This is a genomic window from Amycolatopsis sp. A133, from assembly GCF_031082405.1.
GTDB lineage: Bacteria > Actinomycetota > Actinomycetes > Mycobacteriales > Pseudonocardiaceae > Amycolatopsis.
Genome location: NZ_JAVHJU010000061.1, coordinates 201377 through 226577 on the forward strand (window position 1 = coordinate 201377; position 25201 = coordinate 226577).

The 25201-nt window shown below is 71.4% G+C and carries 22 protein-coding genes and 1 pseudogene; 13 read left to right on the forward strand and 10 right to left on the reverse strand.

Translation table 11 applies throughout. From position 1 onward, the window contains the following. Positions 1 to 3 precede the first annotated feature (3 nt). On the reverse strand, positions 4 to 1419 hold the full coding sequence (locus Q5425_RS36965) for a carboxylesterase family protein (RefSeq protein ID WP_308677029.1): 1416 nt from the start codon (positions 1417 to 1419) through the stop codon (positions 4 to 6). Between the two features lie 25 nt (positions 1420 to 1444). Next, the gene (locus Q5425_RS36970; RefSeq protein WP_308677030.1) at positions 1445 to 2353 is read right to left on the reverse strand and encodes an MBL fold metallo-hydrolase; all 909 of its coding nucleotides are present in this window, start codon (positions 2351 to 2353) and stop codon (positions 1445 to 1447) included. A gap of 100 nt (positions 2354 to 2453) precedes the next feature. Here Q5425_RS36970 and Q5425_RS36975 point away from each other — a divergent pair, with 100 nt between their 5' ends. The 4 genes and pseudogenes from Q5425_RS36975 to Q5425_RS36990 all read left to right on the forward strand — a co-directional run bounded on the left by Q5425_RS36975 (position 2454) and on the right by Q5425_RS36990 (position 6075). After that, complete coding sequence (locus Q5425_RS36975; RefSeq protein ID WP_308677031.1) at positions 2454 to 3308, forward strand: helix-turn-helix transcriptional regulator; 855 nt, start codon at positions 2454 to 2456, stop codon at positions 3306 to 3308. 173 nt (positions 3309 to 3481) lie between these two features. Continuing rightward, positions 3482 to 3658: pseudogene (locus Q5425_RS36980) on the forward strand (XRE family transcriptional regulator); the annotation flags it as partial. A 172-nt stretch (positions 3659 to 3830) separates the two neighbouring features. Beyond that, on the forward strand, positions 3831 to 5009 hold the full coding sequence (locus Q5425_RS36985; RefSeq protein WP_308677032.1) for a serine hydrolase domain-containing protein: 1179 nt from the start codon (positions 3831 to 3833) through the stop codon (positions 5007 to 5009). A gap of 142 nt (positions 5010 to 5151) precedes the next feature. Further along, complete coding sequence (locus tag Q5425_RS36990; RefSeq protein WP_308677033.1) at positions 5152 to 6075, forward strand: NADP-dependent oxidoreductase; 924 nt, start codon at positions 5152 to 5154, stop codon at positions 6073 to 6075. Between the two features lie 38 nt (positions 6076 to 6113). Here the strand turns inward: Q5425_RS36990 and Q5425_RS36995 are convergent, their stop codons facing one another. Together Q5425_RS36995 and Q5425_RS37000 are read right to left on the reverse strand one after the other, a co-directional pair. Beyond that, positions 6114 to 6695, reverse strand: a complete 582-nt coding sequence (locus tag Q5425_RS36995; RefSeq protein ID WP_308677034.1) for a hypothetical protein — start codon at positions 6693 to 6695, stop codon at positions 6114 to 6116. 279 nt (positions 6696 to 6974) lie between these two features. Further along, complete coding sequence (locus Q5425_RS37000; RefSeq protein WP_308677035.1) at positions 6975 to 8912, reverse strand: AfsR/SARP family transcriptional regulator; 1938 nt, start codon at positions 8910 to 8912, stop codon at positions 6975 to 6977. Between the two features lie 111 nt (positions 8913 to 9023). Here Q5425_RS37000 and Q5425_RS37005 point away from each other — a divergent pair, with 111 nt between their 5' ends. Then, positions 9024 to 9902, forward strand: a complete 879-nt coding sequence (locus Q5425_RS37005; protein ID WP_308677036.1) for an alpha/beta hydrolase — start codon at positions 9024 to 9026, stop codon at positions 9900 to 9902. Between the two features lie 30 nt (positions 9903 to 9932). On the opposite strand, the gene Q5425_RS37010 is transcribed toward Q5425_RS37005, so the two are convergent. Further along, positions 9933 to 10136: a hypothetical protein gene (locus Q5425_RS37010; RefSeq protein WP_308677037.1), complete on the reverse strand. Its 204-nt coding sequence runs from the start codon at positions 10134 to 10136 to the stop codon at positions 9933 to 9935. Positions 10137 to 10400: 264 nt separating this feature from the next. Here Q5425_RS37010 and Q5425_RS37015 point away from each other — a divergent pair, with 264 nt between their 5' ends. Genes Q5425_RS37015 through Q5425_RS37030 form a run of 4 tightly spaced genes read left to right on the forward strand, consistent with a single transcriptional unit; the run spans position 10401 to position 14549 of the window. Beyond that, positions 10401 to 10748 carry a hypothetical protein gene (locus Q5425_RS37015; RefSeq protein ID WP_308677038.1) on the forward strand — a complete coding sequence of 116 codons (348 nt, stop codon included), beginning with the start codon at positions 10401 to 10403 and terminating at the stop codon, positions 10746 to 10748. Between the two features lie 20 nt (positions 10749 to 10768). Next, positions 10769 to 12655 (forward strand): RiPP maturation radical SAM C-methyltransferase, encoded by a 1887-nt coding sequence (locus Q5425_RS37020; RefSeq protein ID WP_308677039.1) that lies wholly within the window; start codon positions 10769 to 10771, stop codon positions 12653 to 12655. 11 nt (positions 12656 to 12666) lie between these two features. Beyond that, a complete protein-coding gene (locus Q5425_RS37025; protein ID WP_308677040.1) occupies positions 12667 to 13299 on the forward strand; it encodes a DUF5825 family protein in 633 nt (210 codons plus the stop codon). Then, positions 13296 to 14549 carry an MFS transporter gene (locus Q5425_RS37030; protein WP_308677041.1) on the forward strand — a complete coding sequence of 418 codons (1254 nt, stop codon included), beginning with the start codon at positions 13296 to 13298 and terminating at the stop codon, positions 14547 to 14549. The genes Q5425_RS37025 and Q5425_RS37030 overlap by 4 nt, the downstream gene beginning before the upstream one ends. A 20-nt stretch (positions 14550 to 14569) precedes the next feature. Here the strand turns inward: Q5425_RS37030 and Q5425_RS37035 are convergent, their stop codons facing one another. Then, positions 14570 to 15604 (reverse strand): hypothetical protein, encoded by a 1035-nt coding sequence (locus tag Q5425_RS37035; protein WP_308677042.1) that lies wholly within the window; start codon positions 15602 to 15604, stop codon positions 14570 to 14572. Positions 15605 to 16319: 715 nt separating this feature from the next. On the opposite strand from Q5425_RS37035, the gene Q5425_RS37040 reads away from it, so the two are divergent. The 4 genes from Q5425_RS37040 to Q5425_RS37055 all read left to right on the forward strand — a co-directional run bounded on the left by Q5425_RS37040 (position 16320) and on the right by Q5425_RS37055 (position 19376). After that, positions 16320 to 16691 carry a hypothetical protein gene (locus Q5425_RS37040; RefSeq protein ID WP_308677043.1) on the forward strand — a complete coding sequence of 124 codons (372 nt, stop codon included), beginning with the start codon at positions 16320 to 16322 and terminating at the stop codon, positions 16689 to 16691. After that, positions 16688 to 17329, forward strand: a complete 642-nt coding sequence (locus Q5425_RS37045; RefSeq protein WP_308677044.1) for a DUF3558 domain-containing protein — start codon at positions 16688 to 16690, stop codon at positions 17327 to 17329. Before Q5425_RS37040 ends, Q5425_RS37045 begins: the two co-directional genes overlap by 4 nt. Next, positions 17329 to 18612: a hypothetical protein gene (locus Q5425_RS37050; protein ID WP_308677046.1), complete on the forward strand. Its 1284-nt coding sequence runs from the start codon at positions 17329 to 17331 to the stop codon at positions 18610 to 18612. Before Q5425_RS37045 ends, Q5425_RS37050 begins: the two co-directional genes overlap by 1 nt. 65 nt (positions 18613 to 18677) lie before the next feature. After that, complete coding sequence (locus Q5425_RS37055; protein WP_308677047.1) at positions 18678 to 19376, forward strand: ESX secretion-associated protein EspG; 699 nt, start codon at positions 18678 to 18680, stop codon at positions 19374 to 19376. A gap of 82 nt (positions 19377 to 19458) precedes the next feature. Here the strand turns inward: Q5425_RS37055 and Q5425_RS37060 are convergent, their stop codons facing one another. The 4 genes from Q5425_RS37060 to Q5425_RS37075 all read right to left on the reverse strand — a co-directional run bounded on the left by Q5425_RS37060 (position 19459) and on the right by Q5425_RS37075 (position 24758). Then, positions 19459 to 20898 carry a serine/threonine-protein kinase gene (locus tag Q5425_RS37060; RefSeq protein ID WP_308677048.1) on the reverse strand — a complete coding sequence of 480 codons (1440 nt, stop codon included), beginning with the start codon at positions 20896 to 20898 and terminating at the stop codon, positions 19459 to 19461. 182 nt (positions 20899 to 21080) lie between these two features. Then, positions 21081 to 21338 carry a hypothetical protein gene (locus Q5425_RS37065; protein WP_308677049.1) on the reverse strand — a complete coding sequence of 86 codons (258 nt, stop codon included), beginning with the start codon at positions 21336 to 21338 and terminating at the stop codon, positions 21081 to 21083. A 156-nt stretch (positions 21339 to 21494) separates the two neighbouring features. After that, positions 21495 to 24098, reverse strand: coding sequence for an alpha/beta hydrolase domain-containing protein (locus Q5425_RS37070; RefSeq protein ID WP_308677050.1), 2604 nt, complete (start codon positions 24096 to 24098; stop codon positions 21495 to 21497). An 84-nt stretch (positions 24099 to 24182) separates the two neighbouring features. Then, complete coding sequence (locus Q5425_RS37075) at positions 24183 to 24758, reverse strand: QsdR family transcriptional regulator (RefSeq protein WP_308677051.1); 576 nt, start codon at positions 24756 to 24758, stop codon at positions 24183 to 24185. Between the last annotated feature and the right edge of the window lie 443 nt (positions 24759 to 25201).

Here is a 25201-nt window from a genome sequence, read left to right on the forward strand (position 1 = left end):
CTTTCAGGCGCCGAACCGGTGCACCACCGGACTTGATGCCGTGCGTGCCGGCCAGCCCGGGTCGCCGGTTCTCGCGAACCGGACCCAGGCGCCGTGCACGCGGTGCGCGAGATCCCCGGGGGCCGGTGCCGGGCCGAGCAGGCCGGTTTCGCCGTGCAGCCACGGCCGGTCGGCCAGGTCGAAGACGAACGGCAGCTCGACGGTGTGCGTGGCGCCGAGCCGGCCGTCGAGGGCGGTGGAGCGGTGGGCGAACGAGTAGACGTGCGTGCGGCCGGCGGTGAGCCGCGCGTGAGCGGCGGCCATCCGTTCCGACCCGCGCCCGAACAGCGCGTCGCCGAGCAGCTTCGACCGCCGTTCACCGGGTGGTGCCGTCGCCGGAAGCCCCGCGGGTTGTGCCGTGGCGGCGGCGAGGGCGAGCACGTCGGCCTCGGTGGAGGTTTCGAACTTTCCCTGTGGCACCAGGTAAAGATGGCCTTCTTCGGTGTTGGTGCCGATCAGCAGGTCCACCTGGCCGCCCGGCCCCGAGCCGAGTGCGTCGGCGGGCTGCGTGGGCAGCACCAGGCTGAACGGGCTGAGGCCGACGAGCGGGTCCGTGGCGGTTTCCGTGCGCAGGTCCACACCGGACAGTGCGGGAAGGACCTCGAGGAAACGCTCGTCGGGGACGCCGGCGAAGGCCTCGGCCGTGGGTGCGGTGCCGAGCGCCGCGGCCGCGGCGGCGGTGACCCGCCGGGCCTGCTCGGGGGTGAACGCCCCGGTGCCGCTGCCGCTCTGCATGATCGCGCGGTGGAAAAGGCCCTTCGCCGCGGGTGTGGCGAGGAGGCCGCCGACGAGCGTGGCTCCGGCGGACTGGCCGAACACGGTGACGTTGCCGGGGTCGCCGCCGAACAGCGCGATCGTGTCGCGGATCCAGCGCAGGGCCAGCAGCACGTCGAGCAGGCCCCGGTTGTCCGGGGCGTTCCCGAGGCTCAGGAACCCGGGGACACCGAGCCGGTATTGGACGGTCACGAGGACGACGCCGTCGCGGCTGAAGGCGCGGCCGTCGTAGAGCGCGGCGCGGGCGGAGCCGGTGACGAACCCGCCACCGTGCACGAACACCATGACCGGGCGGTTCCCGCCGTCGGCGGCGGGGGTGCGGACGTCGACGGTGCGGTAGCCGGCGCCGCGGACCCAGCCCGGCCCGAAGTACGGGCTCAGGTCGAGGCGGCCGAAGTCCCGGGCCGGTTGGGGCGCGGTCGGGCCGGGCCGGGTGGCGTCGCGGACGCCGGACCACCCCGGGTGCGGTGCCGGCTCGCGGAAGCGGCCCGCGCCGGTGGGGGCGGCTGCGTACGGGATGGCCCGGTAGAACTCGCCGGCGGCGTCACGGAGCCCGCGGACGGCGCCTGCCGGTGTCCGGACGGTCGGATGCTGTGGGTGGAGCACGTGAAGACCTCTCTCGCGCTTCGGGTCAGGCGCTGGGCGCGAAGCCGGCCCAGTCCGTGATGGCGAATTTGGTGCCGTCGCGTTTCACCTGGGCGGCGCCGTGGCCGCCGAAGTGCGCGGGGAAGACGAGGGCGCCGGTTTCGGCGGCCCGGCCGAGCAGGTTCCGGCGGGTGGCGCGGGCGGCGGCGGGGTCTTCGCAGAAGCAGGAGTTGGTGTCCGGCTCGACGATCTGCAGGGCGGTGTGCACCAGATCGCCGACGAACAACGCCCGGTCGCCGCCGGAGTCCAGGTGGAGCACGGACGAGCCGGGGGTGTGGCCGGCGGCGAGTTCCAGGCGGAGGTTGGCGTCGATGCGGAGGGAGCCGTCCCACAGCCGGGTCAGCCCGGCTCCGTGCACCGGGGCGACGCTGTCTTCGAAGACGTTCTGGTTGCCGCGGCCGAGGCGGGGCCGGTGGTCGTTGGCGGGGTTCCAGAAGTCGAAGTCGCGGCGGGGCATCAGGTAGGTGGCGTTGGGGAAGGTCGGCACCCAGCGGCGGCCGTCGAGGCGGGTGTTCCAGCCGACGTGGTCGACGTGCAGGTGGGTGTTGACGACCAGGTCGACGTCCGCGGGCTGCACGCCGGCGGCGGCGAGGGCGTCGAGGAAGCCGGTGTCGAGGTGGCTCCAGACGGGGGAGTAGGGCCGCTCCTTGTGGTTGCCGACGCCGGTGTCGACGAGGATGGTGCGGCCTTCGCTGCGCAGCAGCCACGTCTGGATCGCCGACCGGCATTCGTTCGTGCCCGGGTCCCAGAAGTCCGGGGCCAGCCAGTCGCGGTGGTCGTGCCAGGCCGTTTCGGGGCTGTCGGGGAAGAACTCGGCGGGAGTCAGTTCGACCGAACCGTAGTACTCGGTGATCCGGGTGACGGTGACGTTTCCGAGGGTGATTTCGTCGGGCATGAGCCCAGGTTCGCCGGGCCGGGGCGGTCGAGCCAGACCGCGTGCTGCCTACCCCTGGCAGGGTCAGGTTGCGGCGCCGCGGGTGTCGCATACTGGGGTCATGGCCGATCACGGGCAGCTGGCGGAGTACCTGCAGGCGATGCGCGCGCGAGTGCGGCCCGAGGACGTGGGACTGGAAACCTACGGCGAGCGCCGCCGGGTGCCCGGGCTGCGCCGGGAAGAGGTCGCGAGCCTGGCCGGCGTCAGCGCGTCCTACTACATCCGGCTCGAGCAGGGCCAGTCGGCGAACGCCTCCGACGCGGTGGTCGGCAACATCGCCCGCGCGTTGCGCTTGGACGCCGACGAGCACGAACACCTGCGGGTGCTGGCCCGGCCCCGTCGGCGCCGGCGCGTGCAGCGCCCGCCGGTGGAGCGGGTGCACGAGGTGACGGCCCAACTGCTGGCCGGGCTGGGCGAAGTCCCGGCGATCGTGCTGGGCCGGCGCACCGACGTGCTGGCGTGGAACCGGCTGGGCCACGCGTTGTTCGCCGGCCACCTCGGCTTCGACGCACCCACCCGCCCCGCGGACCGGCCCAACATGGCGCGGCTGGTCTTCCTCGACGCGCACACCCGCGAGTTGTACCCACAGTGGACGGTCAAGGCGAAGGCGGTGGTCGGCAACCTGCGCTCGACCGCCGGTCACCACGGCGACGACCAGCTGCTCAACGCGTTGATCGGGGAGCTGGTGACGAAGAGTCCCGAGTTCGCGGCGCTGTGGGCCGCCCACCGGGTCAAGGTCTGCACGGCCACCGAGTACGTCATGCGCCATCCTCTGGTCGGCGACCTGGTGGTCCACCAGCAGGCGATGACCCCGGCGCACGCGGCCGAGCAGACGATCGTCGTGGTCACCGGCGAACCGGGCTCCCCCTCCCAGGCGGCCCTGTCCCTGCTCGCCCGAGCGGTCCGGGACGCCTGAGCTCCACGGCCGCCGTCCGCGGTCGGGGGCCGGTCAGGGGACGAGGGCCGCGAAGCCGAGGCCGGTCGTCCGTTCCGCCAGGTCGAGCGCGGCCGCGGGGGGCGTCCAAGCCGACCGTCCGCAGCTCGACCGCCGCGAGGTCCAGGACCCCGGAGCGGATCAGGTGCCACACCGTGGTCACCGTCGGCTCGTCGCTCATCCAGGAGCCGCGCATCCTGCGCAGCCGCCGGGAGCGGCTGACCCCGGCCGAGGTGGGCCTGCCGGTGACCGGGCGTCGCCGCGCGCCCGGGCTGCGCCGCGAGGAGCCGGCCCTGCCGGCCGGCATCAGCGCCACCTGGTCTACCACCCTGCCGCCCACGGCGCAGCCCACCCGACTGTCCACACGGGACGGATTGGTGCGGCGTCCGTCCGGCAGGCGCGATGTGGCCGGCTGAACGACGAGGCGCCGACAACGACGAATGCCCTTACCGCGGCGGCCGGTCTGCGCTACGGTCGGGGGGACTGCAGACACCGGGGGGGACAATGCGTCGACTGGTCGTCTCCGCCGCTTGCGCCGTGCTCGTGTTCGCCGGCACCGGTACCGCCGCCGCGGCGACGGACCCGCGGCAGACCGCGCTGGATGCGGCTGTGCAAGCCGGAAACGTGGGGATGATCGCGATCGCGGCGGATCCGGCGGGGCGGTGGCGGGGGCGTGCCGGGGTCGGTGACGTCGTCACCGGGGCGAAGCCCGACACCGGCGGGCGGTTCCGCATCGGGAGCGTCTCCAAGACGTTCACGGCGGCACTCGTGCTGAAGCTCGCCGCGAACGGCCGGCTGGGGCTGGACGAGCCGATCGCGAAGTACCTGCCCGGCCTGCTGCCCTACCCGGAGCCGATCACCGTGCGCCAGCTGCTGCAGCACACCAGTGGCGTGCCGCGGGACCTGGCGCCGCAGTACACCTGGACGACCCCGGAGGAGGTGGACACCGAACGCTTCGTGCGCTTCGGCGAGGTCGAGGCGATCCACGACAGCACCGTGCAGCCGCTGCTGTTCCCGCCGGGCACGAACTGGTCGTACTCGAACACCGGCTACAACGTGCTGGCCCTGCTGGTGGAAAAGCTCACCGGCCGCCGGTTCGAGCAGGTGCTCGCCGACTGGATCACCGGCCCGCTGCACCTGGCGGACACGTTCCTGCCGCGGGACTTCCCGCTGGTGCCGCGCCCGGCCATCCGCGGCTACGAGCAGCTCTACCCGGCGCCGCACGGGCTGACGGACGTCACCGTCTACAACCTCAGCCGCTATTTCGGTGCCGGGAACATCATCTCGAGCGCGGCCGACCTGAACCGCTTCTTCCACGCCTTGCTCGGCGGTGAGCTGTTGCCGGCCGATCTGCTGACGCAGATGAAAACCACGGTTCCGTGGCCGGGCGAGGGTGGTCTGGTCGGCTACGGGCTCGGCCTGATGCGCATTTCGCTGGCCGGGATCTGCGGTCCGGGCGCGCCCGACGTCTGGGGACACGGCGGTGACGTTCCCGGGTACAACACGTGGAGCATGAGCGACGAGCCGGGCACCAGCGGGATCACGGTCGCGTCCAGCCCCGACCTGTCCGCTTCGCCCGCCGCGGCGGGCACGCGGATCCTGGCGATGGTGACGGAGTTCTGCACCCCCGGTTTGCCCGACGCCAAGGCCCGCGCCGCTCAGCTCCAGGCCGCGATGCGCTGAGGCGCGCGGTCCCGAAGCCAAGTTCGCGGCCGGCTTGATGCTGTGACCTGCGCCTCAGCCGATTGCCCCTTACACCGGTGTCAGAGGTGAGGATGGCAACAGCGCCCGGAACCACCGGGCCGGTCACCCAGGAGGCGGCAAAATGGGACAGGCGTGGGGTTTCGGCAGGCATGGCGGGCCCGAAGTGCAGGAGTTCTTCGATCGTCCCGATCCCGCCCCCGGTCGCGGCGAGGTGCTGATCCGGGTCGACGTCGCCGGGGTGAATCCCCTCGACCACCTCGTGCGCTCGGGTCTGGTCCCCGGCCTCGACGGCGGGCGGCCGTTTCCCCGCGTGCTGGGCATGGAGGCGGCCGGAACCGTGCTCGCACTGGGCGAGGACGTCGACGGGCTCGAGGTGGGTGACGCGGTTTTCGGCTTCGCACTCACCGGTGGCGGGACCTACGCCGAGACAACGGTGCTGTCCGCACCGAACACCGCCCGCATCCCGGCGGGCCTGTCCGCGACCGTGGCGGCAACGCTGCCGGTCGCCGGGACGACCGCGGTGGACGTGCTCGACCAGCTCGGCCTCCCGGCCGGCGCCACGATCCTGGTCAACGGGGTCGGGGGCGGGGTCGGCCTCGCCGTCGCCCGGCTGGCCGCCGGGCGCAAGCTGCGCGTGATCGGTACCGGGAGCAGCGCCAAGCGCGAGCACGCCGAGGCCATCGGGGTGCGGTTCATCGACTACGCCGCCGAGGACGTCGTCACGGCGGCCCGCGAGCTGGTTCCCGACGGCTTCGACGGGATCGTCGACCTGGTCGGCGGCACTTCGCTGCGGACGGTCGCCCCGCTGGCCCGGGATCCGCGCAACGTCATCGCCGCGGGTGACATGTCGGTGCCCGATCTCGGTGGGCGTTTCGTCGAGCGCCGCCTCGGCCGGGAGAACCTGGAGCGGTCCGCCCGGCTCGCCCTGGACGGACTGCTTTCCCCGGTGATCACGGCGATCCATCCGCTTTCCGACGCACCGGCCGCCCTCGCCACCGTCGAGAACGGTCACCCCTCGGGCAAGGTCGTCATCAAGGTGGCCTGAGCAGTGCCCGGCCATCACCCCGCGGCGGCGAGCTCGGGTCAGGCCTTGAGGTCGAACCCCGTGACGTACCAGGCTCCTGCGTGCTTCTCCACCTTGAGGCTGAGGCTGAACGAGCCGGTGTCGCCGGTGGCGCCGATGAGTTCGAGACTGCGCAAGGTGCGGCCGTCGAGCTTGACCGCTGTGTCCGGCACCGTGACTTCGTCGCCCTTCGCCGCCGGGGTGGTGACCTCGACCTTTCCCTCGGGGGGCAGTTTGACGCCCGGCTTCGCCCAAGCCGCGCGCAGCGACTTGGCGCTCGCGGCGGCTGCGGGCCGTTGGCACAGGGACTCGGCGTCTTGACCGGCGGGCAGCGCAGGAGCGCTGGACAGGCACGCTTCCGTGTACTGCTCCTGCAGGATCTGGGTGACCCAGCGCTCGACGGCGGCGCCCGGGGTCTTGGCGCCGGAAGCGGGTTGCGCCGCGGACGTCGGGGCAGTGGCGCTCGCCGCCGAGGTGACCGGGCTGGTCGTGGCCGGGGCCGCCGTCCCGGCCACGCGGGCCGGGCCACACGCCGCCACGAGCAGGACCATCGGCGGCAGCAGCGGGAAAAGCCACCGGGCCGCCGGCCGCCCAGCGGTCACCACCGGGACGATTGTTCCACCAGGCAAAGAATTCTCCTCGTTCAGCCGATGTCCGGCTTCGAGCTTCGTCGGCGGGATCTTCGTGTCCGGCGGCCGGTGGCGTCAACCGGCGGCAGGGAAGTCTGCCTCTTTGGCCACTTTCCGGCGTCCGCCGACAGCCGGTTCACCGCGTTGCCACCAGGAAACCGCTGTGGGTCAATGGATTCGGCTGTCAGGACTGCAACACCGGCTCGGCGTGGTTCGCGTATCCGGAGCTGCAGCGGGCCCCGCGGCCGGGGCTCACCCCGTGCCGGCGCATGCTGCGGCTTCGGCCAGGTACCGCGCCACCGGGCCCAAGGTCAGCATTCCGCTGGCCGCGCCGGCGTGTTCCGCCGCGGCGCCGCGCAGGGCTTCTTCCGCGGCGGCCGCGATCCCGCGCTCGCCGAGGCGTGCGGCAGCGTGGGCGCTCAGGCACCACATCGCCTCCTGCACGTGGTCGCGCGGTGGTTCGGGCGCGGCGGCCAGAGCGACGCGGGCCTCTTCCCGCTTGCCTTGCGCGAGCAACACGTGGGGCTGCGTCCACGGGCGGTACGGGCCCCAGTCGAGGTGCGGATCACCGGGCGCGGGGCGGCCGTGCAGCAGGCGCAACCCGAGCAGCGCCAGCGGGAACAGGCCGCGGTGCAGTCCCGGCATGCCTGCCGTCCGGAGGGCGTCCTCGGCGGCGCGGTACTGCGCGGCGGCCGTGGCGGGGGACGGCCCGCCGGGTTCGGTGCTGCGGGCGGCGCTGGCCCGGGCCCGGAACCACGCGGTGAGGACGGCGACCAGGGGTGACTCGGCGGTGGCGGCGAGCTGTTCGGCCGCCGTGGCGTGCGCGGCCGCGGTGTCGAGATCGCCGGCGGCCGAGGCGGACTGCAGCCGGACGAGGCGGCCGAGGACGGCGAAGGCCGGCAGCTCGTGCCGGGTACCCAGGTCGAGGACCTCGGCGCCGATCCGGTCCCGGACGGCCGCCAGCCCGGGGCGGGTGAAGGACTGCAGGAACACCCCGTTGAGCGCGAACGCCAGCAAGGCGGGATCGCCGAGGCCGCGGGCCAGCGCCTCGGCCTCGTCCGCGGCCTGCTCAGCGCGTTTCCGCTCGGCAGCGGTGAGCTCGGCGGTGCGGCTCTCGACGGCGACGGTGGCCAGGAGGCGGGTCCTCAGGTCGGCCGGGCTGCCGGGGCCGAGCGCGGTGAGCGTGCGCTCGGCGGCCGCGACGACGGCGCGGGACTGCTCGAGGTCGTCGGCCCGGCTCCAGATCGCGGGCACGTCGTAGGCGCCGATGATCCGGGCCGCCCACGCGAGGTCTCCGGTGCGTTCGGCCGCCTGGATCGCGGCGAGGCGGTCGCGTCGCGAGTGGACGAGGGCGTCGCCGCCCGCCAGCGCGAGGGTGCGGGCCAGGTCCACGGTGGTGCGCGGGCCGAACCGGGCCCCGGAGGCCGTCCACGCGGTGCCGGTGCCCTCCGCGGTGGCGGTCCCGGTCAGGATGTCGGTCTCCAACCGCCGCAGGTCGGGCCCGGGATCGAGCCCGAGCTGGTCGACGAGCATCGCGCGAGCGCGGCGGAGGGTCGCCAGCGCGTCGGCCTGGCGTCCGGCGCGGTGCAAGGCGCGGGCCAGCAGCCCCCAGGCCGGCTCGCGCCACGGGTGTTCGGTGACGTGGGCGCCGAGTTCGGCGACCAGGTCGCCGCCCCGGCCCGCGTCGAGGAGGACGCGGGCACGCAGCTCCACGGCCGTCAGCCGCAGCTCCTCCAGCCGGGTCCGCTCGCGCTGAGCCCACGCGGAGCCCGGCACGTCGGCGTAGGCGGTTCCTCGCCAAGCCGCCAGTGCCGCGCTGAGCTCGGTCACGGCGCCGGGCGTTCGCCGGGTTCGGTCCAGGGCGTCTTCGAACCGGTGGACGTCCACGTCCGCGCGCGGCAGGCGCAGCGCGTAGCCGGGACCTTCGGTGACGATCACCCGGGGCGGGGTGCGCGGCGGCCGGTCGGGTTCGAGGGCGCGGCGCAGGGCGGCGACGAACGTGCGCAGCGCGCCCACGGCGCGGGCCGGGGGATCGGTCCACAAGTCGTCGACGAGGGTGTCGGTGGTGACCATCCGCCCCTCGGCCGCGACGAGCCGGGCGAGCACTTCGCGGTGGCGGGGTCCGCCCAGTTCCACCGGGCTCCCGTCGTCGCGCAGCGCCCGCACGGCACCCAGCACGTCGATTCGCATGCCCCCATCATCGGGGCCCGCGGCCGATTCCGCCCCGGCGCACTGATCGGTTGCTGATCGCCGTCGCCGACGCTGGCCGAGTCAAGTTCCCGACCCGGAAGACGGCCTCCGATGACACTCTCCATTCCCGGTTTCGACCACGTCCGCCTGCCCGGTGCCGGCGGTGTCGAGCTGGCCGCCGCCGTCGGCGGCAGCGGCGACCCGGTCGTGCTGCTGCACGGCTTCCCGCAGACGCACCTGATGTGGCGGCACGTCGCCGAGCGGCTGGCCGGCGAGCACACGGTGATCTGCCCCGACCTGCGCGGCTACGGCGCCAGCGACAAGCCGGTGGCCACCGGCCGAAGCGAGTACGCCAAGCGCACGATGGCCACCGACGTGGTGAACCTGGCGGCGGCGCTCGGCCACGAGCGCTTCGCCCTCGTCGGGCACGACCGGGGCGCCCTGGTCGCCTTCCGGGCGGCCCTGGACCACCCCGAGACCATCACGCACCTGGGCATCCTCGACGTCGTGCCGACGTTGGACATGTGGAACGTCCTGCACGGCGTCCCGGCGGCGGTCGGCTACCACCTGTTCCTCATGGCCCAGCCGCCCGGCCTGCCGGAAACGATGATCGCCGCCAGCGCGGACGCGTTCTTCGGCTCGTTCCTCGACGCCTGGGCCAACGACCCGGACGCGATCCCGGCCGAGGTGCGGGCCGAGTACCTGCGCGCGAGCGCGGCCGCGGTGCCGTCGATCGTCGCCGACTACCGGGCTTCGGCCGACATCGACGTGGAACACGACCAAGCCGACCTCGACGCCGGATCCCAGCTGGCCATGCCCGTGACGGTCGTCCAGCAGGACTGGGGCGCACAGCTGGGCTACGACGCCGCCGGGGTGTGGCGGGCGTGGGCACCGGACCTGGACCACCGGCTGACCCGGGCCGGGCACTTCATGGCCGAGGAGGCACCCGGCGAGATCGCGGCGGCGATCCGGGACCTGCTGACCCGCTGAACGCCGTGCCGCTTCGGTTCGAATCCGGAGTCAGAACGGGAGGAAGTCCCGGCCCGGCTCGTGGTAGATCCCGTTCGGCGCGTCCTCGGACTTGTCGAGGCACTTGCCCGACTCCCAGTTCTTGTGCTGATCGAAGATGAACCCCCGGTCATCCACCCGGCAGGTCCGGGAGTGCCATCTCTGATTCGGATCGTCGTGATAGTCGGCGATGATCGCTCTCGCTTTGTCGCCCATGAGGCCGCCCCTTGCGCAGCACGCTGAAAAACGTGTAGTTCGCGGTCCGCAGCGAGCACCCGAGCTGCGGACCGTTCCGGTTGATCCTTCAGTCTGAAGTTGAAGCTCCCACTGCCCGTTGTAGTGGTGGAAGATCGAAACCCGCACTCTGGTCTGGATGATGACGCTGCCGGCCAGGCTCCCCCTCCGCCGGGTGCTGGGGCGGCCGCGCTCGCGCAGCGGCGGTAGAGGTGCCTCGGCATCCGGCGGTGCGCTGCTGCGCAGGTGAGGAAGCGCTTTACTGACGAGGCCTGCGGGATTTACCCTGTAGCTGCGGGGCTGCGGGCGGACGACCTCACCGGCGCGTCACCAATTTTCCGGAATTCGTATCGAAACGAGGGGGAACAGATGAGAACCACGCCCACTGCCGCGCTCACGGTGACGAACCTCGCGGAACCCGACGACCGTTCCGACGCCGGCCGCAGCGTTCCGATAGGCGCTGCTCCGGCGTCCGCGCTCACCGTGACGCCACTGGCCGAGCGGGACGAACACGGCGGCACCGGCCGCGGTGTGACCATGTACAACGAAGCCGGAAAAGCCGACCCCGTTTCGACCGCTGCGAAACCGCACTGAACGGCGGAACCGGCGTTCCGATGCCCCGCGGGCACGTCCCCCGCACCTGCCTGGTGTCGATGCCGTGGCACTCGCTGCACCGTCCCTCCCTGGCACTCGGCGTACTGCGCGCGGCGTGCGACCGGGCGGGACTTCCGGTCCCGGTTTCCTACCACGGCAGTCTCGCCTTCGCCGACATGATGCTGCGGGCCGGTCTGACCGTGGGCGACTACGCGGAACTGGCGGACACCGGGTTCCACCATTCGCTCGGCGAATGGATCTTCGCGGGCGCGCTCAACGGACCCGATTTCGGCTATGCGGGCATGCGGGACTTGGCCCGCCGCGCCGGCCTGCCCTTCCGCACCGCCGCGGCGGTGCGTGAGCTCGCGGCCGAATTCACCGATCAGGCCGCCGACGCGATTCTCGCCCACGAGCCGGAACTGGTCGGCTTCAGCGCGACCTTCAGCCAGACCATCGCCAGCCTCGCCGTGGCCCGGCGGATCAAGGACCGGCGACCCGGCGTGCAGATCCTCCTCGGCGGCTACTCGACCGACGGCCCGATGGGCGTGGCGCTGCACCGGGAGTACCCGTTCGTCGACTACGTCCTGCGCGGCGAGGCGGACGTGACTTTTCCGGAACTGCTTCTGGCCCTCGCCGAGTGCCACGCGACCGGAACCCGCGACGGCCTCGACGACGTGCCCCAGCTGTGCTGGCGTGACGACGACGGCGCCACCCGGGTCAGCCCGTGCCCGTCCCGGCCGGTCTCGCCGACGTCGATCACGACCCCGGACTACGACGACTGGTTCGGCGCCGTTCCCGCTTCCGTCGCGGCCCGCGTCGAACCGGAGCTGGTCGTGGAGTCCTCCCGCGGCTGCTGGTGGGGCGCGAAACACCACTGCGTCTTCTGCGGCCTCAACGGCACCGCGATGGCCTACCGGGCCAAGCCGGCCGGGTCCTTTGTGGACGAGGTGCTCGGCCTGGTGCGCCGGCACCGGATCCTCGACGTCACCACGATCGACAACATCCTGCCGAACGAGTACTACCGATCGGCGCTTCCGCAGCTGGCCGACGCCGGCCACGACCTGCGCATCCACTACGAAATCAAGGCCAACGCGCAGATCGAGGACGTGGCCGCACTGCGGACGGCCGGGGTGTGGAACGTCCAGCCCGGCATCGAGAGCCTGGTCGACGACGTATTGCACCGGATGCGCAAGGGCGTCCGCGGGGCACACAACGTGCGGATGCTGCGCGACGGTGCCTCGGCCGGGCTCAACGTCACCTGGAACTGGTTGTACGGGTTTCCGGGTGAACGCGTGGCGGACTACGCCGCGGTCGTGGCCCAGCTGCCCGCCCTGGTGCACCTGCAACCGCCCAGTGGTGCGGCCCGGATCGCCCTGCAACGGTTTTCGCCGAACTTCGACGACCCGCGCCACGGCTTCACCGAGCGTCGCCCGGCGGCGGGGTCGCGCCTGGTCCACGACATCGACGACCCGGAGCGGCTCGCCGAGCTCGTCTACTCCTTCGACACGCCGGACCAGGGACTGACGGCCGAGGAGGTCACACCGCTGGTCGACGCGCTGGTCGCGTGGACCGCGGGCCATGCGGGGAGTGCGCTGATCGCCCGTAGCATCGGCGACGTCGTGGTGATCCGAGACCGGCGCCACGGCTGGGCGCCGGCCGACCACGTGCTCGAGCACCCGCGTGAAATCGCAGTCTGGCGAGCACTGGAAACCGGCCGCGCCCCGCTCCGGGTACTCGCCGAACAGGACCACGAATGGGACCCGGACGACTTCGACCGCTGGCTTCGCCGGCTCGGGGAGGCCGGCCTGGTCTTCACCGACGGCAATTTGTGGATCACCCTGGCCACCTCGCCCGCTGTGGCGCGGAAGGCCCACTTGCCGTTGCCGGTTCTCACGCCGTCCGCCTGAGAAGGAGCCACATGCGTACTCTGTCCGCTCCGCACCCGGCGTGGCCCGAAACGGTCGAACTCGACCTCGGCCGAATCGACGCCGATCCCGGCGCCGCACTGCGTGTCGCAACCGAACTGGCCGGGCGTGCGCAGCGGCTGCGGCTGCCGGAGCCGTTCGCCTTCGGCGAATCCGCGCACCGCGACGCGACGATGGTGCGCTTGCTCGCCGCCGCCGCGGCGGCGTTCGTTCCAGTGGACTGGACCTTGCGGGAGCCGTTGCCGGGCACCGTTCCCGAACGCGCTTTGTGCCACCTGCCGCCACCACGGAACGCCGGGGAGCTCGGTCGCCGCTGGCGTGAAGCCCACGACGTGGGCATCTGCACCTACCGGTACGGCCCCGGGTTCGTCCTCATCCACGACATCCGCCCGGGCGGGCCGATCAATCGCGTCCACGTCGAAGCCGGCTGGGTCGGCACCTTCCGGACCCTGGCCGGCACGGACCGGCCGCCGGCCGACGGGGCCGCGGCGGATCTCCTCGACCAGCTGGCAGCTCACCAGCTCGCCCTGCGGTTCGACGACCGGTACGCCGTTGTGCTGCCTTACCACGCGGATCGACGTCCACCACCCGGCCGGGTGGTCCCGTCGGTGCAGCCGACCCCATGACCGACGCCTCGCCGGACGCGACGACGTCGGCTGCCGGGCTGCGCGGGCACCGCGCGTTCCGGTTCCTGTGGACCGCGGACGCCGCCTCCCAGCTGGGTACCGCCGCCGCGACCGCGCTGGTGCCCCTGCTCGCCGCGACGACCCTCGGTGCCACTCCGCTGCAGATGGGAGTGCTCACCGCGGCGGAGACCGTGGCGTTCCTGGTCATCGGCCTGCCCGCCGGTGCCTGGATCGACCGGACCCGCCGCCGCCGCGCGGTACTCGTCGGCGCCGACCTCGTCCGGGCCCTGCTGTTCTTCGGCCTCCCGGTCGCGGGCTGGACCGGTGTGCTGGACTTCGGGCAGCTGCTCGTCACGGCGGTTCTCGTCGGCGTCGCGACCGTGTTCTTCGACGCCGCCTACCAGGCGTACCTGCCGGTGGTGATCGGGCTGGAGAACCTGGAAACCGGCTACGCGCGCCTGCAGATCACCCTGTCGGTCGCCGCGGCCGCCGGGCCCGGCATCGGTGGCGTGCTCACCCGCGTGATCGGTGCCGCCTCCGGGCTGGTGCTCACCGGGGTGGGCTACCTGGCTTCGGCCGCGCTCCTGTCGCGCGTCCGGGCCGACGTGCCGCCGATACCACCGCGGCCGCGGAAGGTGCGGCTACGCACCGAGATCGCCGAGGGGCTCCACTACATCGCCGGTCACCGCCAGCTCCGCCTGCTGGCCGTCGCGAGTTCCGTTGCCGCGTTCTTCACCGCGGGCATCATGTCCATGGAAGTCCTGTTCTTCACGCACGACCTGCACCTGGACGCGGCGGGTGCGGGCGTGCTGCTGGCCCTCTCGGGCGTGGGCAGCGTCATCGGCGCCGCAACGACCGGCCGCTGGACCCGCCGCCTCGGCGCGGCTCGCGCCAACTGGCTGGTGCCGGTGCTGACGTGGCCACCCCACCTGCTGCTCCCGCTCGCCCAACCGGGTCCGCTCGGCTTGGCCCTGGCCGCAACGGGAATCGTCATCCACGCCGCCGGCGGCACGACCTACAACGTGATCGTGATGACCCGCCGCCAGCACCTGACACCGGACGCACTGCGCGGGCGCGTCCACACGAGCATGCGCGTGCTCATCTGGGGAACCATGCCCCTAGGCGCACTGGCGGCGGGCGTCCTAGCCGAGTCAGTGGGAACGCGCGCGACCCTGACCATCGCCGTCGCCGGAATCCTCATCGCGATCGTGCCCGCGGCCTGCTCCGCCCGCAGTCACGTTGCACCTTGACGTCCCGCGTGGTCGGGGCGCTACGGCCCCAGGAGTTCTCGCACCTCCACTGGCAGCTTCGGCGATTCGTAGGTGAACGTGTCCCCGGGGTTCTCCCGCTCGGTGTGCACGACGACGCCTCTCGCGGTCTCCCTCTGCGCCGGTGTGAGCGTGCTCCACCGTGTCTCGCGGGAGGTGGGGCCGCCCAGGGCCCGGACGATGTTGTCGGCGTAGACGTCCGGATGGTTCCCGTCCTTCGCCGGCGCGTAGTTCTCCATCATGGCCATGATCGTGGGGTCCTGGAGCTGGCCCAGCTTGAAGTCGAAGTTCTTCTTGATAGCGGCGAACCCGAGAGCGCGGTCGGGGAAGATCAGGAACCGGCCGGTGGCGACGCCGATGGAGCCCCACGCCGCGTCCGCGCCGTCCCAGAACCGGAGGTTGCCGGGGTTGTTGTTGCGCCAGGCGGGGTCACCGCCGGCCCGGATCTCGTCCGCGTAGACGACGAACTCCGTTGCGTCGACGGTCAGCGTGTCCCCGGGCCGCAGGTGCAGGTTGGGGGCGGTCCTCATCAGTACCCGCAGGTCGGCGTTGGTCAGCGCACCCTTGGCGGCCAGGTCCTTGACATAGGTCATGGCCGTCCGGTGCGGTACCGCCCCGAGGACTTTCGCGGCCTCGTCCCAGCGTTTCCGCGGCGCCAGGACCCGGATGGCGCCCTTGGCCCGCGCCAGCGGGTCGCGCTTGCGCACGGCGTCGTCGACGTTGTCCTTCCCGCTGAACCACGCGCCCTCCGCGAGTCGCTCCAGCTGAGCGGGGGACAGGTTCCGCTTCAGCCGGGCGTCGATGTCGTCAACGTCCCAGCCGTTGAGAACCCAAGCCGCACGGCCCCAGTCGCCTTGGTTGACGTACCCGTCGAACTCTTTCTTCTGTTCTGCGCTCGGCTCGCGCTGAACAACGGTGGAGCGCTGCACAACGCCGGTGCGGGTGGCAACGAGTGCCGCCACGGCCCGGTTCCCGGCGGCGGCCTGCAGACCGAGCAGCGCGCCCGGCGCGGGGCGTGGTGGCTTGGGGTCGGACACGTGGACTGGCTTTTGCGCCGAAGGCCGTCGAACTCGCATCGGCCGCTCCCATCGTGACTCGACCCTGAATGGTACTTGCCCGTAGACGCCGGTTCTACATCTCACGCAGGGTGAGACCGAGCCATGGCCACGGCCGCCACCCCACTCGCCGACGCCTATCGGTAGGCCGGCGATCTTCCGGCCGCGCGCCGCGCCGCGTGGACTGCACGCCGAACCCGTGAGCTCTATCGAGACCTCCTCGGCATCGAGTGCCGCATAGGACACAATGCCCGTCTCGCCCGATTCGATCAGAACCTTGCCACATGCCCGCACCCCTTTGTGCGATATCTTTAGCCCGTCTGGGTGGCACGGAAACGGGATTTCACTATCTGTCATGTATTTGTCCAGCAACTCTGGAGCCCGCCCAGCAGGTGGTACCTGACTCGTTGACCTGCGAAAATATGACACTGCGGTAGATCGCGTGGCTCGGCTGCGCAAATTGCGACCTGCAGAATCTGCCGAATGCCGTACTCGATCTGTAGTTGCTCGGCTACGGTGGCTGTACGGTTGTACGGTCCGGCCGATCGCTCTTTGATCGGTTCGGCTGGTCAGCCGGGCCGATCTCCGGGCTTGTCGGGAGCTGGGGGTCGTGGGCACGCAGCGATGAGCGGGAGGGGTTCACGCAGCCGTGGCACAACCACACACTGGCGTCGATCCGTGGCTGGCGGGTGTCGACGTGGAGATCAGGAACAGCAGCGAGCCGTCCGCCGTGTCCGGTGCGGGGTTCAGTCTTTCAGCCACCGAAGCGAATGCGGTGCTTTCCCAAGCGCAAAGCACGCTGGAGAAGCTCGTCGAACTGCACCAGCAGACGGAGCTCTTGAAGCAGGTTCGCCCGGCGGCGCATGATCCGGCAAGTATTGCGTACAACGCGCAGCTGGCGAACGGCCGAGGTGTCTTTGACGCGGCCCGGGACCACGTCGGCGCCGAAGTGACGTACCTGGGCGAACTGATCGACAAGGTCAAGGAAGCCTTTCGAGCGACCACCGGGTATGAATCCGATGCGGCGCAGGATCTTGCTGCGAGGCCGCAGGGGGGCGTCGCGGGATGAACCGTTGGCGCGTTCTCGCTGTACTTTCCGTTTTGGGACTGGTGGTTGCGTGCTCCCCGCGCACCGGAATCGGTGGCGGTACCTCGGGGAGCGCGCTTCCGGTGTCGCCCGGCGCAAACGCCTCATCCTCCGGTTTGCCCTATGCGGGCGCCCCCAAGGTTCCCGACCCGCTGCCCATCTCCGTTCTGTCCGGAGATCCGTGCGTGGACGCCCTGACGCCCCAGCAAGTTGTGGCTGCAGTCGGAGTCGAGGTGCCGGGCAAGCGTGGTGACTTGTCGCAGATCGGGCCGGCGTGCACGTGGTTCAACCGCGACACGGGCGGAGCGGTGGGCGTCTCGTACACGGTCAACACGCACGTCGGACTGAGTGGCGTCTACGCCAACACGCAGCCTCAATCCGCTGTGTGGAAGGAACTTCCACCGGTACAGGGTTTTCCCGTGGTCGCACACGCCGGAAGCAAAGGCGGAGCGATCCCGGAGGGTTTCTGCCAGGCGAGCATCGGGCTCGCGGACAGCTTCTCCATTGATGTCAGCCTCACGTTGGGATCAAGCAAAAAACACACCGAAGACGCGTGCAGCCTGATCACTCAGATCGCTGACATGACGGTCACGACTCTGAAGGCAAAGGCGGGTTCCTGATGTTCCCCTTCGACGAGCTGGGCCGGGCCGCGCACGTCTTGATCCGCGAGGCGGAGCAGGCGGGAACCGCGCTGGTGCAGTCGGCTGAGGATGCACTGGAATGGGCCGGCGATCTCTTCTCCGGTGACGTCGGTGTCCAGGCCATGCCGGTCGCGGACGTGGTCAACTACGTCATCGACGGTGACAGCACAAGCTGGACCGACAGCGGCGCCAAATCCGGAACGATCGGCGCCCAGCACCACGAAATCGCCGGCGACTTGACGGCAGTGCTGAACAACCTCGAGCCGACGTGGACGGGCAAAGGGGCGGATCGGGCGCGCGAGCGGATCAAAGCGTTCAGCGATCTGATCAGCGCAACAGCCACGACCTTGAGCTCCAACGGCGGCAACGTCACTGATGCGGCTTACGGATTCGAGCTGGCCAGACGCTCGATGGAGCCGCTGGGCGCTCCGCCCGACAAGACCTTCTTCGACGTCGCGGCTCCTTGGAACACCGACACCGAAGAAGCCATTGCGGCGTACAACGCCAAGGCGGAGAAGAACCTTGCTATCTACAACACCTACGCGACGCACCTGAATAGCCAAGGTGAACGACTCTCGGGTGACTACGGCCGGCTGGCGCCCGATCGGATGACCGGTTCGACCGACAGTATCCGTGTGACAGGTCAACGCGATGTCGTCAAGCCGGATCGAGCGCAGGTGGACAAGACTTCACCGGACACTCGATTCGAGGAACGTGATCACACGACCGACGAGGTGGGGCCAGGCGAGACCGCGAGCCGTGGCACGGCGGATGACGTGCGCGAGAACGAGTCGAACAAGAGCGTCACGCGACAGGACGACCGGACGACCGCAGCCGGGCTCACACCGTCATTGCGTGAGCCGGGTTCTCCGGCACCGACTGAATCCGGCCCGACGCTACTCGGGCGAGGCGCTGAGGCGCAGGTTCGTGACCCGGCAGAGTCACGGCTCGTGGCGATTCCGCCCGGTTCGGTTCAGGGCTCGCGGGGCGGCGAAGCGGGTGGATACGGCAACAGGGCGCGCCGCGGAGCCGCACTGCCCGGCGCTGCCCTCCGCGGCAGCGCAAGCAAGGAGGTCGTCGGCAGCCGGGGTGCGCCTGGAGCACCGGGCGTGGCGACCCCGAACGGACGTGTCGCTGCTGAGGACCGGGAGCACAGGCGCAAGTACATCCGCGACGACAACAACGTGTTCGCCGACGACGCGGACGAACTGGTCGATCCCCGCACCGGCCTTCCGCCGACACCGCCGACCATCGGTACCTGACGCCCTCCGCGCACGTCGGCCATGGCCTTCCCCGCCTTGTCGTCCCGCATCACGGAGTGTGTTTCGTGGCTGTCATCGACAGACCTGTCATCCTGCCCAGACTCGCCTTCCTGACGGCCTGGAGCATGTTCGACGTCGGGGAGATGCCGCCGGCGTTCGGTACGGATGTGCAGCACTGGACCAGTGTGGACGGCCGTCGTGAGCTCGAGGCCAGGACTATGGCGGCGCTGGGTGATCTCGGCTTGGCCCGCAACAACCGGCTGAACGAACTCTGGCGATCGACCGTCACCGTCCTCGCCGGGGCCGGCCGCGAATACTACGCATTCAGCAACTTCGTCGATGGGCGAGCCTGCTCGGTTCTCGTCGCGGCGGCGGATGGTGACGCGATCCGCGCGATAGTCGACGACAATGTCGTCGCGTTGGAACCCATCGAGAACAAGTGGTTCGCGACTGCGCTTCTCGACACTCTCCCCGACGTTCCAGGTGCCCTCATCCGCCGGACCGTCGCAGCGCAGGGTGATCTCGACGCGATCGACGAGGTGATGCGACGACCACGTCGCGCGGTTCACCAGATCTACGTCGCGCGTCGCGGCTCCGACGGCGAGCGCTGCCGGAGCATGCCGATCAGCGCGATCGACCTCGAAGAGTCCGGTCGCGTGCTCGTGTACACCGACGGTGACGACAACCTCGTCATGATCCCGGGAACCGCGAGGGAGTTCGTCCTGGCGCTGAACAACACGTACGAGGGTCTTGCTGAGCCTTGATGGTGCCTTGGTGCTTGAGGGCCGCCGGGTGTCGACTGGCGAAGTGTGCAAACGCCGTACGAATACTCCATCTGGGACGGGCTCAGCAGGTGATCGCCTGTGTCGGCGGGGTCGTGTTGTCGAGCCGCTTGACGTAGGCGCCGCCGCTGCGCCGCGCGCACGCGGAATTCTTGGTAGCGAACGGTCCACTGTAGACGGCGTAGATGTCAGCGCCGTTCAGTTGCTGCCGCAGCGAGCCGCAGCCGGTGGTCGGCGCGTGCAGGTAGGCCGCGTCGGGGTGGGCGTCGAGGAGCCGCTGGACGTCGGCGCGGTAGCGGGCCGGGGTGACGGCGGAGCCGTGGATCACGATGAAGGACCCGTCGCACGCGGGCGTGCTCATCGCGGTCGCGAGCCCGAGGTCGACGCCGGCGGAGACGCTGGTGGCCACGGACGTCCGGACGGTCACCTGGGTGGTCGTGACCGGCGGGGCCGTCACCGGTGGCGTGGTCGACGGTGTTGATGACGTCGAGGGCGGTGTCGTGCCGGCCGTCGTCGTCCCGGCTTGTGAGGAGGGCTTCAGGATCGTGAACCACCCGGCGACGGCCACGAGAGCGAGCAGCGCGATCGCAGCGACCAGCCAGGGTGCCTTTGAAGCCTGCCGCCCTCCGGTCGCGGGCGCGACTTGGGTGGCTTGGCGCGTCGGGGGAGCGGTGGCGTGGACCGGGATCGTGCCGCCGAGCGCGGCTCGGGCTGCGTCGGCCAGTTCCGTGACGCTGCCGAACCGCGCCGCGGGATCCTTCGCCATGCCCCGCGCGATGACGGCGTCGAACGCCGCGGGCAGACCGGGCCGCAGGTCGCCCGGCCGGGGCGGCGGCTGGTGCAGGTGGGCGCCGATCAGCGACGCGGCCGTCGTCGCCGCGAACGGCTTGCTGCCGGTCAGGCACTGGTGCAGTACGCAGGCCAGCGAGTAGACGTCGACGCGGTGGTCGGTGGGCGCGTCCGTGAAGCGCTCCGGCGCCATGTAGTCGAGCGTGCCGACGGCGCCGCCGGTCGCGGTGAGTTCCGTTCCGGGCCCGGCCGCGCGGGCGATGCCGAAGTCCACGAGGTAGGCGAACCCGGTCGCGCCGACGAGCACGTTCGACGGCTTGACGTCCCGGTGCACCAGGCCTTCCGCGTGTGCGGCGGCGAGGGCCTGGGCGACCTGGGCGACGACGTCGACCGCCTCGGCGGGGGCCAGTGCGCCGCCCGCGGCCAGCCGGGTGCCGAGGTCGTCGCCCTCGACCAAGCGCATGTCGAGGTAGAGGCGGCCGTCGATCTCGCCGTAGGCGTGGATCGGGATCACGTGCGGCTCGCGCAGCCGCGCCACCGCGTGCGCCTCCCGCCGGAACCGCTCCTGGAACTCGCGGTCGGCGCCGAACTGCGGCGCGAGCAGCTTCAGCGCCACGACGCGGTCGTGGCGCGTGTCGTAGGCGCGCAGGACCTCGCCCATGCCGCCGCGGGCGATCAGCGACTCGACGCGGTACGGCCCGAACTGCCAGCTCACGCGTTTCCCTCCCACCAGGCACCCGGACACGGGAAGTGGTGTGCCCCGAGTCCGGGCATTACACCGGATCCGCGCGGCAGGGTATCGCGAGGTCGTGCCGTTCGAGGACGTCCGGGTCGGCTGGAGTCTCTGGGACGAGGAGTTGGGTCGGTCCTTATGTGGTTGTCAAGCCGCGCCCGCGGTCAGGACCGTGAACGGTTGCGGCGCCGGATCCGGGTGAGAGCGAGCCAGGCGGACACCGTCCCGATCGGTACCACGATCAGCTCCCAGAAAACGATCTCCCCGGCGGTCGCCCCGTCCCGCCGCACCGACAGGTACCACGCGAACCAGGCGAAGAGCACGGTGGCGAGCGAGGTCATCAGCAAGCGGTGCCGCGCCGCCCAGGCGTCGAACGCGGCGGATCTTCTGTCGTCGCGCTCGCGCTGGCGCGGTGATCTCAAGCTCCGCCCGAACTTCAAGGCCAAGCCGGAAAACGGCATGATCGACCCCCCGGTCGTCTGCGATCCCCCCCACCGAGGAGGTGCCCGACATCGATGACCGTCAAACCGGCGGCCGAGCAGAGTTCGCGCTCTCGTCCGGTCTCCCTCGCCGGAAGATCACCGAAGCCCACCGGGGAAGGCCCGATCCAGGTAGTCCTTGAACTGCACGGTGACCGAGTGCTGGTCCGACGGCCAGTTGGGCAGGGAGATCGTGCGAGACCCGCCTCCGGTGCCTCGGGCCACTTCGGTCACGCGGATCGCCGACGCCGCGTCCGGCTGAGCGGGCAGGTAGGCGTCCACGCCGGTCAGGAACGGCAGCGCGCCGAACGGCGGCAGCGCGGTTCCGAGCGCGGAAACGCGGTCGCAGCCGTCGTCGAAGGCGAAGGCGGCGAGGACCTGGCGGACCCGGGGTGCGATCGCCTGGCCGAGAACGTTGACGCCGTCGAACTCCAGACGGTCGTTGTCGGCCTGGTCGGTCCACCACTCGCGGCCGCGCAGGACCGTGACGGCGGTGTGGGTGGGACACCGGTCGACGTGGTCGCCGATCCCGCCCGGCGGGGAAACCTGCAGTCGCAGGAACCGATCGCTGCGTTCGAACGGCTCGAAGTAGAAGTGGTGGTCCGGCTGGCCGTTGCGCAGCAGCACCAGTTCGTAGCGGGCGCGGCCGTCGACCCGCAGCGGGCCGAACGAGCCGTCCGGCCCGGTCCGGACGTCGTGCGCGGGCCCGGCGCGCCGGGCGCCGGTGCGGTCGTCGACCGGCCAGACCTGGAGTCGGCCCGCCACCCCGGTGTTCTGCGGGAAGAACGTCGCGCGGCCCGCGATCTGGACGCGGCCGGGCGGTTCGGGGGTCACGGCGGTGGTGAGCGGGGGACCGCCGCGGAGGAACCGGTAGAGGTGCGGGAAGCTCTCGGCCGAGGTAGCGGTCTCGGTGTGGCCCAGGTGGGGCAGGCGGACATTGGTCGCGCCGTCGATGCTGCCCTGGGGCTGCAGGCTGCCCCACAGCGCGAGCGTCGGGACACCGCCGGGCGGGGCGGTGCTGGAGCGGCCGTCGACGTTGACGTACCGGCGCACCAGCGCCGCCCGCGCCGGGGCGGCCAGGAAGGCGTGCATGACCGTCGTGCCGCGGGAATGCGCGATCACGTCCACGGTGGACGCTCCGGTGCGGGTTCGGACGCCGGCGATGAACGCGTCCAAGCCGGTGATGGCCTGGTCGTTGGTGGCGACACTGGTGTCGTACTCGAAGGAGTAGAGCAAGCCGGCGGGATAGCCGTTGGCGGAGAAGCGTTTCGCGATGGACTGCCATTGGTGCGCCGAGCCCTGCTGGCCGTGCACGAAGATCACCGGCGTGCCGCCGCTCACGGCTTCTTCCAGGTTTCGCTTCGCGTCGGCGGGCAGCAGGTACCCGGCACGGACGTTGGCTGCGTCGGCGGCGGCCACCCGGGCGAGGTAAGCGGCCCGGTTCGGGTAGAGGCGCGCGAGGGTCGGTTCGTCGAACGGCTCGTGGGTGCCGAACAGCCGGCAGAACGTCTCGCCGCTGTTGTCGCCGGTGTTGAGCGCGGTCGGCGCCGCGACCTGCGACAGCCGGATACCGCCCGTGGCCAGACCCAGTTCGTCGCGCTTCTTGGTCACGCCGTCCGCCTCGAAATCCAGCGGCGGGGCGGTCGGCGGCGGTGCCCCGGACTCGGTCCACCGCCGCAGGTGCTCGTACGCCGCGGCGGTGACGTGGTGCATGGGGACCCGGCTGAACGGCGGCCGGTCGCAGTCGTACTCGGGCGCTCCGCCGAGATCGCGTTCGGAGATCGGCGCGCGGTAGGCCTGCCCCTCGTAGCCCGAGTGCGCCGCGCCGGCGACCTCCCACCGGCGGAACCGGCCGGTGTCCGGCGGGCGTACCGCGCTGCGGACGTCGGTCTCGGACAGGACCTGGAAGACGGGTTCGGCGCCGACCCGGGTGGGGGCGTTGCCGACGATGAACGCGTAGCCGTCGAAGACCGGCCGCAGGTGCGGCAGGACCTTGTCGTAGAGCACGGTCATCCGGGCGGCGGACTGGGAAGCGCCGATGGCCAGCACCGTCCGAGGGCGCAGCCCGCCCAGGACCGTGCCGGCGTCGACCGCGCGGCCCGCCTGGGTGAAGACGTCGTAGGACAGCTCGTCGGCGGGGTGCCGGCCGCCGCCGGTCACGTCGAGGCCGCCGTAGCGGGCCGGGCTCCACGTGCGGAGGTGGTCGACGCCGACCCGCTGGGCCGACACACCGACCCACGCGTGCCCGGCGCGGATGACCGACTCCGCGTTCCACAGCGCGTCCAGGTCGTACCCGGCCGTGACGTTCTGCCATTCCACCAGCGCGGTTCCGCTGAAGTCGCGGGCGCGGGCCGGCCGTCGCACCACGACACGCGTGGCGTACGGCACGTCGGCAGCGATCTGCGTCCCGTCGGCCGACCAGCCGCCGGCCAGACCGGAGACGTGGAATTCCTCTTCCACATAGCCCCGGGCAGCAAGGTCGACCGGGGTAGCGAAGAACGGGTACGTGTCTTCGATCCGCTCGGCCAGCCGGTCTCCGGGCACGGTACCGGGCAGCGGTCCGGCGACGTGGGGCACGGAGCCGGCTGTGGAGCGCGAAACGGGCTGGGCGGACGCGGGCGGAGCGGTGGGAAGGAGCAGGCCGAGGACGGCGGCGATCAACCCGGCACGACTCCACATCGAGATCGACACGGTGGCTCCCATGCGAGCGATGGGGCAGGACTTCGCGAATGTAACGGGCTCGGCACTGTGCGTGCCAGTGCGCGCGGAACGCGTGAGACGGCTGTCTCAACCGTGCTGCGGCAGCACCGCCCGCGCGGCTCTTTCCACCACTTCGGGATCCGGCGGTGCGGCGCCGAAGAGCTCGGCGTACAGCGCGGACTCGATGATCCGCACGTAGAGGTAGGCCGTCTGGTCGAGCAAGGTGGGCGGCCACGGCGGTTCACCGTGGGTCTCGCGCAGGATGTCCCGTTGCACCGACACGACCCGCCGGTGCACGAGGCCCGAGGTGGTGAACAGCACCCGTGCGGCGGTGTCCGGCTCACCGCGCAGGAACGCGCGGAACGGCACGGCGGCGTGCAGCCGGTCCACGAACCACCAGGTGACCTCCAGGACCCCGTCGGCGCCGTCCTGTTCCCGCCGCTGCCGGGCCCGGGCCAGCTGCCGCTGGGCGAGCCGCCACAGCACCTCGCCCAGCAGACCGTCCCGGCTGTGCGCCACCCGGTAGAGGGTGGCCCGGCTGATGGCCAGGTCCACCGCCAGCCGGTCCATGTCGATCATGCCGTGCTCCAAGAAGAACCGGCAGGCGCCGCGGACGACCTGGTCCCGGCTGACCACCCGCCGGCTGTGTTCCGGGCTTGCCATGGCCGCTCTCCGCCTCCGCCGAGCGCCCGCCCGGCTCACTCCGGCAGCATCGCGCGCCGGCCGCGAAACCCCAACCCGTGACCCCGGCTGGGGTTGACGTCTGCTCGGTCCGGCGAGGCTGGCCCAGGGCAGACGGCGCGAGCCGAGCCCGACGAGTCGAAGCTGGTTGGTGAAGCACGGGCAACGCCCACCACCGTCGGTAGTGGTGTTCCGGACGTGGTGATCCCGGTGGCTGGTAGAGAGTTCGGCTCGGGGATCGGCCTGCCTCGCGGCGGTCGGCGCCTCATACCGCGCACTCCCCCGCGGTCGCCGGCGCACGCGCCGGGTTTCATGAAATCGGAATCTGCGGCGGTCAGTCCCGTGGTCGGTGATCGTGATTACGGCGAGTAGGTATCGACACCGGCAAATGGGTGTTTCTCCCTTCGAACGAATGGCGTTGGTGG

Excerpts from the sequence above, each read along its gene's own strand:
- Q5425_RS36970 (WP_308677030.1), bottom strand. The coding sequence starts at position 2,353 with ATGCCCGACGAAATCACCCTCGGAAACGTCACCGTCACCCGGATCACC.
- Q5425_RS36975 (WP_308677031.1), top strand. The coding sequence starts at position 2,454 with ATGGCCGATCACGGGCAGCTGGCGGAGTACCTGCAGGCGATGCGCGCG.
- Q5425_RS36985 (WP_308677032.1), top strand. The coding sequence starts at position 3,831 with ATGCGTCGACTGGTCGTCTCCGCCGCTTGCGCCGTGCTCGTGTTCGCC.
- Q5425_RS36990 (WP_308677033.1), top strand. The coding sequence starts at position 5,152 with ATGGGACAGGCGTGGGGTTTCGGCAGGCATGGCGGGCCCGAAGTGCAG.
- Q5425_RS37000 (WP_308677035.1), bottom strand. The coding sequence starts at position 8,912 with ATGCGAATCGACGTGCTGGGTGCCGTGCGGGCGCTGCGCGACGACGGG.
- Q5425_RS37005 (WP_308677036.1), top strand. The coding sequence starts at position 9,024 with ATGACACTCTCCATTCCCGGTTTCGACCACGTCCGCCTGCCCGGTGCC.
- Q5425_RS37010 (WP_308677037.1), bottom strand. The coding sequence starts at position 10,136 with ATGGGCGACAAAGCGAGAGCGATCATCGCCGACTATCACGACGATCCG.
- Q5425_RS37020 (WP_308677039.1), top strand. The coding sequence starts at position 10,769 with ATGCCCCGCGGGCACGTCCCCCGCACCTGCCTGGTGTCGATGCCGTGG.
- Q5425_RS37025 (WP_308677040.1), top strand. The coding sequence starts at position 12,667 with ATGCGTACTCTGTCCGCTCCGCACCCGGCGTGGCCCGAAACGGTCGAA.
- Q5425_RS37030 (WP_308677041.1), top strand. The coding sequence starts at position 13,296 with ATGACCGACGCCTCGCCGGACGCGACGACGTCGGCTGCCGGGCTGCGC.
- Q5425_RS37045 (WP_308677044.1), top strand. The coding sequence starts at position 16,688 with ATGAACCGTTGGCGCGTTCTCGCTGTACTTTCCGTTTTGGGACTGGTG.
- Q5425_RS37050 (WP_308677046.1), top strand. The coding sequence starts at position 17,329 with ATGTTCCCCTTCGACGAGCTGGGCCGGGCCGCGCACGTCTTGATCCGC.
- Q5425_RS37070 (WP_308677050.1), bottom strand. The coding sequence starts at position 24,098 with ATGGGAGCCACCGTGTCGATCTCGATGTGGAGTCGTGCCGGGTTGATC.
- Q5425_RS37075 (WP_308677051.1), bottom strand. The coding sequence starts at position 24,758 with ATGGCAAGCCCGGAACACAGCCGGCGGGTGGTCAGCCGGGACCAGGTC.